General features: G+C 71.6%; 11 protein-coding genes. 5 read left to right on the top strand and 6 right to left on the bottom strand.

Going from position 1 to position 11,463, the window contains the following annotated elements; translation table 11 throughout:
- Window positions 1-226 precede the first annotated feature (226 nt).
- Together C5B96_RS15925 and C5B96_RS15920 are read right to left on the bottom strand one after the other, a co-directional pair.
- Entirely contained in the window at window positions 227-1,438 is a 1,212-nt protein-coding gene (locus C5B96_RS15925) for a cupin domain-containing protein (protein ID WP_233189248.1), read from the bottom strand.
- Window positions 1,439-1,574: 136 nt separating this feature from the next.
- Window positions 1,575-3,047 carry a SulP family inorganic anion transporter gene (locus C5B96_RS15920; RefSeq protein WP_104246341.1) on the bottom strand — a complete coding sequence of 491 codons (1,473 nt, stop codon included), beginning with the start codon at window positions 3,045-3,047 and terminating at the stop codon, window positions 1,575-1,577.
- Between the two features lie 88 nt (window positions 3,048-3,135).
- Between C5B96_RS15920 and C5B96_RS15915 the strand changes: the two genes are divergently transcribed.
- The 4 genes from C5B96_RS15915 (at window position 3,136) to C5B96_RS15900 (ending at window position 5,938) form a co-directional block, all read left to right on the top strand.
- The gene (locus tag C5B96_RS15915; RefSeq protein WP_104246340.1) at window positions 3,136-3,819 is read left to right on the top strand and encodes a TetR/AcrR family transcriptional regulator; all 684 of its coding nucleotides are present in this window, start codon (window positions 3,136-3,138) and stop codon (window positions 3,817-3,819) included.
- The gene (locus C5B96_RS15910) at window positions 3,816-5,000 is read left to right on the top strand and encodes a GDSL-type esterase/lipase family protein (RefSeq protein WP_104246339.1); all 1,185 of its coding nucleotides are present in this window, start codon (window positions 3,816-3,818) and stop codon (window positions 4,998-5,000) included. Before C5B96_RS15915 ends, C5B96_RS15910 begins: the two co-directional genes overlap by 4 nt.
- Complete coding sequence (locus C5B96_RS15905; RefSeq protein ID WP_104246338.1) at window positions 4,997-5,419, top strand: biopolymer transporter Tol; 423 nt, start codon at window positions 4,997-4,999, stop codon at window positions 5,417-5,419. Before C5B96_RS15910 ends, C5B96_RS15905 begins: the two co-directional genes overlap by 4 nt.
- Window positions 5,420-5,497: 78 nt before the next feature.
- Window positions 5,498-5,938: a hypothetical protein gene (locus C5B96_RS15900; RefSeq protein ID WP_104246337.1), complete on the top strand. Its 441-nt coding sequence runs from the start codon at window positions 5,498-5,500 to the stop codon at window positions 5,936-5,938.
- Window positions 5,939-6,023: 85 nt separating this feature from the next.
- On the opposite strand, the gene C5B96_RS15895 is transcribed toward C5B96_RS15900, so the two are convergent.
- Window positions 6,024-6,650, bottom strand: a complete 627-nt coding sequence (locus C5B96_RS15895; protein ID WP_104246336.1) for a dihydrofolate reductase family protein — start codon at window positions 6,648-6,650, stop codon at window positions 6,024-6,026.
- A gap of 85 nt (window positions 6,651-6,735) precedes the next feature.
- On the bottom strand, window positions 6,736-7,392 hold the full coding sequence (locus tag C5B96_RS17995; protein ID WP_158507213.1) for a TetR/AcrR family transcriptional regulator: 657 nt from the start codon (window positions 7,390-7,392) through the stop codon (window positions 6,736-6,738).
- A 118-nt stretch (window positions 7,393-7,510) separates the two neighbouring features.
- Between C5B96_RS17995 and C5B96_RS15885 the strand changes: the two genes are divergently transcribed.
- A complete protein-coding gene (locus C5B96_RS15885; RefSeq protein ID WP_104246334.1) occupies window positions 7,511-9,007 on the top strand; it encodes an MFS transporter in 1,497 nt (498 codons plus the stop codon).
- On the opposite strand, the gene C5B96_RS15880 is transcribed toward C5B96_RS15885, so the two are convergent.
- A complete protein-coding gene (locus C5B96_RS15880) occupies window positions 9,004-10,011 on the bottom strand; it encodes a hypothetical protein (protein WP_104246333.1) in 1,008 nt (335 codons plus the stop codon). The two genes, C5B96_RS15885 and C5B96_RS15880, sit on opposite strands and share 4 nt — an antisense overlap.
- 167 nt (window positions 10,012-10,178) lie before the next feature.
- Window positions 10,179-11,375: a DNA polymerase IV gene (dinB, locus tag C5B96_RS15875; RefSeq protein ID WP_104246332.1), complete on the bottom strand. Its 1,197-nt coding sequence runs from the start codon at window positions 11,373-11,375 to the stop codon at window positions 10,179-10,181.
- Window positions 11,376-11,463 lie beyond the last annotated feature (88 nt).

Below are 11,463 nucleotides of genomic sequence, written 5' to 3'. Positions count from 1 at the left end.
CGCACGCGAACACGACGGACTTTCGGGCGGGCGGGGCGCGAACAGCACCACGTCGACGTCGACACCGAGCCGGGCGAGCGCCGGCAGCAGCGCGGCGTAGTGCGTGCCGATGCCGCCCGTGTACTCGGTCAGGCCCGCGTATTCGGTGAGTCCCACGATCCAGCGCACCCCAGCAAACTACCCACCCTGCCCCGCGGGCACGAGGGCTTGCGCTCAGCCGTGCGTCTCAGCGCAGCGGCGTGATCCCCTGCGTTCCGCGCGGGAAGGTCGCCAGCACCTCTTCGGGAATGCCGAGGTGCGCCGACACGAGCGACGGCGGCAGGTGCGACAGCCAGTTGGCCAGCGACACCTCCTCGTAGTGGTCGCTCCGGAACGTCTCGAGCACCACGGCCGTCTCCGACCCGGTGTTCTCCACGTAGTGCCCGAGGTTGCGCTTCACCACGCCCACGTCGCCCGCCCGAAAGTCCGTCGTGTTCGCGTGCGGGCCCGTGTTGAACACCGTCATGCGGCCCTGGCCCTTCAGCCAGTACTGCCATTCGTCGGCATTCGGGTGCCAGTGCAGCTCCCGCATCGCCCCCGGTTCGATGGTCACGAGACCGGCCGCGACGGTCTTCGAGGCGGGGTAGTTGGTGCTGTCGGCGATGCGGATGCTCCCGCCGCTGTTCTCGTACACCGGCGTCGAACGCGACAGCCGGAAGATGACCGCCTCGCCACCCGGCTGCACCCCCGCGGCGGCGCGGTCGGCGTCGAGCGGGCCGGGTACGTCGCCCGGGAAGATCCAGAGGTTGTGCAGCGGGATGTCGCTGAACACCTCCTGCGCGACGCCGAAGTTCTTCGCCAGCACCTCGGGCGGTGTGTGCGCGAACCAGTCGGTGAGCAGCAGCGTGTTGCTCTCGGACTGCGCGCCGTCGTCGAAGGCGAGCACGAACTCCGCACCGTCGGGCCCGAGGCCCTGCAGCGAGTGCGGCAGGCCGGGCGGGAAGTACCAGAGGTCCCCTTCCTCGACATCGTCCACGCTCGGCAGGCCGTTGCGGCTGAGGGTGGTGATGCGGCAGTGGCCGCGCGTCATCATCGCCCACTCCGCCGTCTGGTGCCAGTGCAGTTCGCGGATGCCGCCCGCCTCGAGGTACATGTTCACCCCGGCGATCTCCTCCGAGATTCCGAAGTCGGGCTGTGTCAACTCCCGCGCCCAGCCTCCGCGCTGCACACGGCGGGGCGAGATGTTGAACGACGACCAGAAGAACTGCTGGGTCGAGATGTCGGTGGCGGGGGCATCCATCTGGTTCGGGAACTGGCTCTCGATGACCGGGTTCTGCGGCCCGGTCATCACCGTCGCGGCCGGATCGTCGACGGTGTTCACCTCGCCCTCCTGGGGCAGATCGGGGTCGCCGAACGTCGGCGTCTCGTGGTGGGGGCTGGTGTCGTCGGTCGGTTCCACGATGCTCTCCTTGCTCTGCGGCTCGACGCGGGTCGCGTCGCAGCCATCAGAGCGCAGGGCAGAGCGCCCGGTCTACTGCAGGGAGTAGGAAGATTCGCCGCTGCTCCCGACGAGGCGCGTCAGCGCACCGGTCGCCTCAGGCGCCGAAGCGACCGGTCAGCCGCTGGTGGAACACGGTGCTGCGCTCGTCGAGCCCGGCGATCTCGACGCTGACGCCGTGCTCGCGGTACTTGTTCTCGATCGAGTCGAGCGCGGCGACCGTCGACGCGTCCCAGATCTGCGCCCGGCTGAGGTCGATCGTCACGAGGGCGGGGTCGTCGGCGTACGAGAAGCGGTCGACGAGGTCGTTGCTGCTGCCGAAGAACAGCGGTCCGGTCACCTCGTAGTGCGCGGCATCCCCCTCGTCGGCCACGGTGCGCGAGACGGCGATCACGTGAGCGACCCGCCGGGCGAACAGCACCATCGCGAGCACGACGCCCACGAGCACACCGTACGCGAGGTTGCCGGTCGCCACCACGACCACGACGGTGACGACCATCACGAGGGTCTCCGGAACGGGCATCCGGCGGAGTGTCGACGGCTTCACACTGTGCCAGTCGACCGTCGAGACGGCGACGATCATCATCACGGCGGCCAGGGCGACCATCGGAATCTGCCCCATGATGCTGCTGAGCCCGGTGACGAGCGCGAGAAGGAAGACGCCGGCGACCGTCGTGGAGATGCGGGTGCGCGCCCGGCCGGTCTTCACGTTCAGCACGGTCTGGCCGATCATCGCGCAGCCCGCGATGCCGCCGTAGAACCCGGCGAGGATGTTCGAGACCCCGAGCGCCCACGACTCACGGCCCTTGTGCGAGGGAGTGTCGGTCAGGTCGTCGACGAGTTTGGCCGTGAGGAGGGTCTCCATGAGTCCGACGAAGGCGACGCTCAGCGCGGTCGGCCAGACGATCTGCAGCGTGTCGAGATCGAGCGGAACGAGGAACGGAGTGATGCCGGGCAGCTGGCCGGTGAGCGGGCCTTCGTCCGCGACATCCGGAACCACCAGCCTCGCGATGATCACGATCGCGGTCACCGCGACGATCGCGATGAGCGGCGAGGGCACGGCGCGGGTGAACCGCGGCACGATGAAGATGATCGCGAGGGTCAGGGCGAAGAGCAGGTAGGCGAGCCAGGGAACCCCGATCACGTGCGGCACCTGGGCGAGGAAGATGAGGATACCTAGGGCGTTCACGAAGCCGATCATCACCGAGCGCGGGATGAACCGCATGAGCCGCGCGAGCCCGGCGAACCCGAACACGATCTGCACGATGCCGGCGAGGATGACGGCCGGCAGAACGTACTGCACGCCGTGCGAGTGCACCAGGGGGGCGATGACCAGGGCGACGGAGCCTGCCGCCGCTGTGATGACGCCGGGGCGGCCGCCGAGGATCGACATGGTGATCGCCAGCACGATGGAGGCGACAAGGCTCACCATCGGGTCGACGCCCGCCACGATCGAGAACGAGATGACCTCCGGCACGAGAGCGAGGGTCGTGACCATGCCGGCGAGCACTTCGCGGGAGAGGAGCCGGGGGGAGCGCAGGGCTCGCAGAACGGTGACGGTATTCGACATCGCCAGCCAGCCTACCCGCAGACTGATACATCACCCGGCGTGTGCCTAGTCCTTGTCGGATCGTGCCTACAGGCTGTAGGTTCGGGTCATGGGCAGAATGAACCTCACGACGGCGGGCGTGCTTCGGGCGGCGGCCGACCTCGCCGACCGGGGCGGGTACGACGCCGTGACGGTCTCGGCGCTCGCCCGCGAGCTGGGCGTGCAACCCGCCAGCCTGTACTCGCACGTGCGCGATCGGGCGGCCGTACTCGACGGCATCCACGAGTTGGCGCTGGGGGAGCTGGCCGACCGCATCTCGACCGCCATCGCGGGTCGCTCCGGGCGGAACGCCCTGGCCGGCCTGATCGAGGCGCACCGTGTATTCGCGGCAGAGCGGCCCGGCCGGTGGACCGCCCTGCAGCGCCCGGCCGACGAGGCCACGGCGAGGTCGGAGTCGGCGCAGAGGGTGGTGTCGCTGATCTGGGCGGTCTTCCGCGGGTACGAGCTGCCCGAGGGCGAACTGGTGCACGCGACGCGCATCGTGGGGGCCACGATCAACGGGTTCCTCGGGCTCGAGGCCGCGGGCTCGTTCGCGCACCGCCCGGTCGAGACGGAGCAGTCGTGGGGGCGGGTGCTCGACGTGCTCGACGGGGCGCTCCGTGCGTGGCCGGGCGGCGCCGCGCCCGACGGCGCCGCCGCGCCCGGCCACCCCGGCGCCGACGCCGCGCTCCCTGCCGGCACCGCCGCGCCCGGCATCCACCCCACCCCGACCGCCCAGGAGGCGACCCCGTGATCACCACCGCCCTCACCGACGCCCTCGTGCGCGGTGCGTTCGAACTCGAAGACACCGGCAGGGGAGTGCTGCCGCACCGCCTCCCCGCCTGGGTGCGCGAGCAGTTCCCCGACCCCCAGCTGCTGTCGGTCGAGCGCCAACCCTCCGGTGTGCGGGTCGTCTTCGACACCGAGGCGACCGAGGTGCAGCTCGACGTGCATCCCTCCCGGGCGGTCTACCGCGGCGTCTCCCGGCCGCGCGGCCGCATCGATGCCTTCGTCGGAGGTGCCCTGCTGCGAAGCGACGAGCTGACCGGCGGCGACGCCGTCGAGATCGACCTGCAGACCGGTTCGGCGACGCCCCACGAGGGGCCGCCGCACACGACCGCGCTGACCGATCTGCCCTCGGGATCGAAGCGCATCGAACTCTGGCTGCCGCACAACGAGTCTGTCGAGCTGCTCGGGCTGCGAAGCGACGCACCGCTGATCCCGGTCACCGGTTCGCAGCCGGTCTGGATGCACCACGGCAGTTCGATCAGCCACGGCTCGAACGCGGCCGCCCCCACCGGCATCTGGCCGGTCGTCGCCGCACGGCAGGCCGGGGTCGAACTCCGCAACCTCGGGCTCGGCGGCAGCGCGATGGTCGATCCGTTCCTCGCCCGCGTGATGCGCGACCTTCCGGCCGATCTGATCAGCGTCAAGCTCGGCATCAACGTGGTCAACGCCGACGCGATGCGGGTGCGGGCCTTTGTGCCCGCGGTGCACGGTTTTCTCGACACCCTTCGGGACGGGCATCCGCACACCCCCCTGGTGCTGATCTCGCCGATCTTCTGCGGAATCCACGAGCACGCCGCCGGCCCCGGCGCCTTCGACCCCGAGTCGTTCAGCACCGGGCAGGTGCGGTTCGTGGCGACCGGCACGCCCGGCGACGAGACGCAGGGGCGCCTGACTCTGAGTGTGATCCGGCGTGAGCTGGCCTCCCTCGTGGAGCGCCGCGCCGCCGACCCGAACCTCCACTACCTCGATGGCATCGAGCTGTTCGGCGAGCGGGATGCGGCCCTGCTCCCTCTGCCCGACGGCCTGCACCCGGGCCCCGAGGCCCACCGCCTCATCGGTGAGCGTTTCGCCTCGTTCGCGTTCGCTCCCGGCGGCCCGTTCGCCGCCACCGCAGCCACCGTCGCCGCGCCCCGGGTGTCGTCGTGACCGCGTCGAGTCCACCCGACGGTGCCGAGGCTGGGGATGCCGCGACCGACGCCGAGGCGCGGGATGCCGCGACCGATGCCGAGCGGTGGCTGGTGGTTGGCGGCCGCCGGTGGCGCCGCACCGATCCGAGCCTCCCCGCCGACCTCGTCGAGGCGCTCACCTCGCACCTCGGCAGGGGCCGCTCCGGGGTGCGTGTGGCCAAGAGGGCCGCACCCGACGGGGGCGCCGACGCGGATGCCGTCGCCGCCGCCCGGCATCGGGTGGGGCTCGCGAAGCTCGGGCTGGGGGAGCGCGGCCCGCGCTGGTGGGAGCGCCCCGACGCCGACCGCCTCGCCCAGGCCCGTGAGGCCCTGCGCGACCTCGACGCCCTCGACGGACCCTCCGCCCCGGGCGGGCCGGAGCGCGACACGATTCTGTGAGTGCGGGCAGGGTGCTTGCCTCGACGACCGGGCGCGTGTGTACTGGTTAGTCACACGCACGCGCAGAACGGAGGAAGCATGCCGAACGGAATCGCCTTCCTGAAAGAACGCGTCGCGGCCGGCGTCGAGCGCCACCCCGGGCCCCCGGCCGTCATGGCTGCCGTCGGCGCCCGCGTGCACGACATCCGCGAGGCCGCCCCGCTCGTGCTCATCACCGTGACGCGGCTGCTGCCGCATCCCGCTCTGCACCAGCCGCCCGCACCGCAGCCGGTGCCATATTTGCCGCGCCTCGTCTCGGTGCACGAGTGGGATGCGAACCGCTGGTTCGTGACCGCCCCGAACCCCGGGATGCCGGGCCAGCCCGTAGCGGGCCCGCAGATGTTGGGTGAGATCGAGCTCGTCGGGTGCTGCTACCGGGTCTCGTTCGCGGCAGACGCCCGCGGCGCCGCCTTCGGTTTCGAGTCGCTCTCGCTGGCCGTGGAGCACTTCGACGAGTACGCAGCGGCGCTCGCCCTCTAGCCCCCGCCGGCCGGTGTCCGGCGCGTGCCAGCCGGCCCAGCGACACCCGGAGCCAGCACCCCGCCCTACGCAACGAGGCCCTGCGTCACTCCGCCGTCATGTCGCCCGTCGCCGGCACCCCGGCCCCCGGCCCGTATCGCATCAGTACCGCGCCGCTCGTCGAGGGCGGCTCGACCGCGAGCAGCTCCAGCGCCAACGCCGGCCCGTCGTCGGGGAACAGCCGCTTTCCCTCCCCGAGCACGATCGGGTACACCCACAGGTTGAGCTGGTCGAACAGCCCCCGCGCAACCAGGGTGCGCGCGAAGTCGATGCTGCCGATCACGTGGATCTCTTCGTGCCGCTCCCGAAGCCCAGCGACGGCGGCGTCGAGGTCTGTGCCGAGCAGCTGTGACCCTGTCCACGGCAGGGCGGGGTCGCCGCGGGAGGCGACGTACTTCGGAATCGCGTCGAACTTCTGCCCGATCGAACCGTCGGGGCCGTCGGTGTGCTGGGGCCAGTAGGCCGCGAAGATGTCGTAGGTGCGCCGGCCGAGCAGCAGGGCATCCATTCGCCTCATGCCGTCGGCGACCTGCCGGCCGTCGGTCTCGCCGATGAGCGGTGCCTGCCAGCCGCCGAACGCGAAGCCGCCGGCGGTGTCTTCATCCGGGCCGCCGGGCGCCTGTGCCACTCCGTCGAGGGTGCTGAAGAGGTCGATGTGGATGCGCCCGGCCATCGGGGGCTCCTCTCTGAGCGGCGCCGTCGCCGATCACCTGCCACCCTGCTCGCCCCGTCCGTCGGTGTCAAGGCGCCGCCCGGGATCAGACCGGTCGGCTGAGGAGCAGGCGGAAGACCTCGCCGAGCGGCGCGTCCAGGTCGTCGGAGCCGGCGGAGGCGACCGGCTGCACGGCGGCCGACGTGCGCAGCATCACGACGCCGAGCATGGTCGCGATCGCGAGCTGCGCCCGCAGCATCAGGTCGGCGGTGTCGGGGTCCGTCGGGCTCCAGCCCGCGGCCGTCGCGAGGCGCTTGGTGAAGTGCTCGAGGGTTCTGCGCCGGATGCCGTCGGCGTTCTCGTCGCCGGAGGAGCGGAGCAGCAGCAGCAATTGCAGGGGGTCGTCGCCATCCGGAGCGTTCACGACGTGCTCCACCAGGCGGGCGATGATGCCCTCGACGTCGGCGGGGCGGGGCGGTGTCTGGGTGTCGAGCTCGTCGGAGGTGCGCAGCATGCACGCCTCGAAGAGACCCTCCTTCGACACGAAGTAGCGGTTGATCAGGGCGACGTTCACCCCGGCGTCGGCGGCGATCTGCCGAACGGTCGTGGCGCGGTAGCCGTCGGTGGCGAACCGGCGGCGGGCGGCGCGCACCAGGGCGTGCCGGGTGGCTGTCGCGTCGCGGCCGGAACGCTGCAGATCGTCGCCCGCGTCGGCCGCCGGTGTGCTGTCCGTCGTCGTCGACGCGGGTGTCTGTGTGCTCATGCTCTGCCCTTCCACGCACACCCTAGCGCGCTGGAGCATGAAGTAAACCTTTGTTGACACTTGTCATCGACACGGGCATACTCGATAAGTCAGCATGCGTTTACACCCGAGGAGCCCCATGTCCGCCACCGCTCAGAGCCCCCGCACCGGTTCCATTCCCACACGCCAGGGGCCCGACACGAAGACGCCGCGCACCAGTTCGACGGCTATCATTCTGTTCCTGTCCCTCGGCGGGCTCTCGTTCGCGGTTCTGCAGTCGCTCGTCGCGCCCGCGCTCAGCACGATCGGTCAGGATCTCGGCGTGGCGACCACCGACGCCAGCTGGGTGCTCACCGCCTACCTGCTCTCGGCCGCCGTGCTCACGCCCATTCTCGGCCGCCTCGGCGACATGGTCGGCAAGCGCAAGGTGCTCATCGTGGTGCTCGCTCTGCTGCTGGTCGGTACCGTGCTGGCTGCACTCGCCCCCACGCTCGGGGTGCTCATCGTGGCGCGCATCCTGCAGGGTGCCGCGGGGGCGGTCATGCCGCTGTCGATCGGAATCGTGCGCGACGAGCTGCCGCGGGAGCGGGTGAGCGTCACGATCGGGCTGCTCTCCGCCATCTTCGGCATCGGAGCGGGCGTCGGTATCGTCGCCGCCGGCCCGATCGTCGAGGCGCTCTCGTGGCACTGGCTGTTCTGGTTCCCGGCCGTGCTCGTGGCGATCGCTCTGCTCGGCGCCATCTTCGGCATCCCCGAGTCGCCGCTTCGCCGGCCGGGTCGCCTCGACCTCGTCGGCACGGCCATCCTCTCGGTCGGGCTCGTGGCGCTGCTGCTCGCGATCAGCGAGGGGGAGAAGTGGGGCTGGGGTGACGGCAAGACCGTCGGCCTCATCGCCCTCGGCGCCGTCGCTCTCGTCGTGTTCGTCGTCGTCGAGCTGCGGGTGAAAGATCCGCTGATCGATGTGCGCCTGTTCCGTCACCGCGGCGTCTGGACGGCCCACGTCGTCGCGCTGGCCTTCGGTTTCGCGATGTTCGGCACGTTCATCCTGGTGCCGACCCTGCTGCAGCTGCCGAGCGTTCTCGGCTACGGGTTCGGCAAGAGCGTGAGCGAGGCGGGCCTCTACCTGCTTCCGACGGTCGTGGCCATGGTCGTCTCCGGTGTGGTCGCGGGTGTCGTCATACGTCGGATCGGGCCGAAGATCCCGATGATCATCGGCGGCGTCGCCGTCACGGTGGCGTTCCTGATCCCCGCGTTCGGGCACGCCGAAGAGTGGCAGATCCTCCTGTCGGGCGTGCTCACCGGCATCGGGATCGGAATGGCGCTCGCCGCGACCTCCAACGCGATCGTCGAGAGCGTTCCTGCGGCCCAGACGGGCGAGGCGATCAGCGCGAACACCGTGCTGCGCACGATCGGCAGCAGCGTCGGCACCGCCGTGATCGCCGCCATCATCTCCTCGAACGTCACCGCGCAGGGCGCCCCCACCGACGACGCGTTCACCGTCGGCTTCTGGGCGTCGGCCGGTGTCGGCGTGCTCGCGATCCTCGCCGCGCTGGTCGCCCCGTCGCTGCGGGCCCGTCGCCGCGAGGCCGCAGACGCGGGCGTCGACGACGCCCCCGAGCTCGCCCCCCGCGCCTAGTCCCGCTCCGCCGCGGCCCGCCCTCCGGCCGGTTCCACGGCCGCGGGGAGCTCGGCGGCCCAGGCCACGCCGAGGGCGAAGAGGGTCGACACGCCGTAGTGGGTCATGGCCGCGGCGATGCGGCGGCGACCGGTGCGCGGGTTGATCCCGAGCATCCGCGAGGCCGTCTCGAGGGTGGTGCCCTGTCGCATCAGCATGAGCAGGGGAGTCCAGGGCTCGCCGGCGAGGGCCCGCTGGCCCGGCACCCCCGGGGCCGCCGCGGGCGCCGCCCTCGACCACAGCCCGTCGAAGTAGGCGAGGGCGAGGGCCGCCAGTGAGGGATGCCGGAGCCCCAGCACGCTCGTCGGCCGGCCCTCGCCCCACTCGAAGGGCAGGGCGAGCTGGTCGCCGTCGACCCAGAACCAGCTCGGCGGGTCGGTCAGCAGGCGGTACTGCACGCCGGCACTGCCGAAATGCTGCATGCTCTGCACGACCTTCGGGTCGTTGACGGTGTCGGCCGGGATGATCACCCGAACCGCCTCCTTGCCGCGGAGTGCCTGGGCGAACCGGATGCTGCGCTCGTCGGTGCTCGAGAGGAACCGGGCGACATCGGGCAGAACGGCGTTCAGAGTGCCGACGTCGTGGCGCGCGGTGTCGAACCAGAGGTCTTCGGAGGCATGCGGGCCGTGCCGGGTGTCGACAGGGACGAGTTCGGCCGACACCTCGCCCACCGACCAGTGCCGGAGCATCGCCGGCAGGTCGGCGACGACACTCTCGAGGTCGCTCAGCGCCTCCTCCGATGCCCGGCGGAGTTCGCCCGTTCGACGGGAGACCGCCTCGGCCGCCCAGGTCGCCGGGTGCGGGTAGGTTAGCTCGTCGCCCGTGCCACCCAGCAGCCGGCGCCCGCGCAGCCTGCCGACGGCCGCCTGGGCGTCGTCGTCGCTCAGATGCGCGAGCGTGGCCAGCGCGGGGACCGTCGCGGGCCGGCCGCGGTGGATCACGGCGAGCAGTGTTTCGTCGTCCATGCGGCCTCCCGGGCATCGGTCGTGCTGCCCACCCTGCCCTGAACCGGACACGTTTGCAAGCGCATATCGCCACCCGGGAGGACGGAACAGGACACGGGTGGAGGGCGCCGGCCGGATGCACACCGCGCTAGGCCGCATCCGCCCCGCCCTCGGGGCCGCGCCAGCCCTCACTCGTGCTCGGGCAGCAGGGGCGACGACCACCCCGGGTCGCGATGCAGGTGAGCGGCCCGGGAGACGGATGTCGCCCCGAAACGATCGCGCACAGCATCCAGAACCGTGTCGAGCTTCGCCTCGTCGTTCCAGTCGATGGGCAGTTCGGGCGTGAGGCTGTCGGCTTTCGCGAGCTGCGAGAGCGACACACCGATCAGGGTGACTCCGCGCTGGTCGATCTCGGCCTGGGCCGCAGCGAGCAGCTCGCGCGCGATACCGAGCAGCACCGCGGTGCGATCCGACCCCGAACGCACGGAGCGCGACCGGGTCGCCTTCGCGAAGTCCCCGAAGCGCAGCCGCAGCACGACGGTTCTGCAGACCCGATCCCCGTCGCGCAGTCGCCGCGCCAGCCGGTCGACGATCTGCGTCAGCATGAGGTCGAGCTCGGCGGCCGAGCGTGGCCTGCTGCCGAGCGCACGCTGCGAGCCGATGGATGATCGACGGCGCGCCGTGTCGACGGGCCGCGGGTCCTGCAGCCGGGCGAGCGCGTGCAGATGGGCTCCGGATGCTCGCCCCAGCACTCGCTCGGCGGTCGCGGCCTCGAGCTCGGCCAACTGCCCCACCGTCGTGATGCCGAGCCGGTGCAGCTTCTCGGCGGTGACGGCGCCGACACCCCACAACCGCTCCACGGGCAGCGGCAGCAGGAACGCCTTCTCCTCGCCGGGCTCGACGACCAGCAGCCCGTCGGGCTTGCTGACGGCACTGGCGACCTTGGCCAGGAACTTGGTGCGGGCGACGCCGACCGAGATCGCCAGGCCGACCTCGCTCTTCACCCGCTCGCGCAGCCGCACGGCCACCTGTTCGGGTGTGCCCGCGAGGCGTCGGAGGCCCCCGACCTCGAGGAACGCCTCGTCGATCGAGAGCCCTTCGACGAGCGGTGTCGTGTCACGGAAGATCGCGAAGACGTCGCGACTGGCGGCGGAGTAGGCCTCCATGCGGGGCGGCACCACCACGGCGTCGGGGCAGAGGTCGCGGGCCTGCCGCCCGCTCATCGCGGTGCGCACACCGCGCGCCTTCGCCTCGTAGCTCGCGGCCAGAACGACGCCGCCGCCCACGATCACCGGTCGCCCCCGCAGCCCGGGCGCATCCCGCTGCTCGACCGAGGCATAGAACGCGTCGAGGTCGGCGTGCAGCACCGTCGCCTCACCCCGCATCGTGCCCTCCCGCCCGCCTGTCGGTCAGACCGACCGTGCCCGCAGTGTCGCACGCACCCCCGACACGGGAGGCACTGCACGGGAGGCC

The sequence above is a fragment of the Subtercola sp. Z020 genome (genome assembly GCF_002931235.1).
Taxonomy (GTDB): Bacteria; Actinomycetota; Actinomycetes; order Actinomycetales; family Microbacteriaceae; genus Subtercola.
Note: the sequence above shows the minus strand (reverse complement) of the source record. Positions and strands in the feature narration are given on the sequence as shown.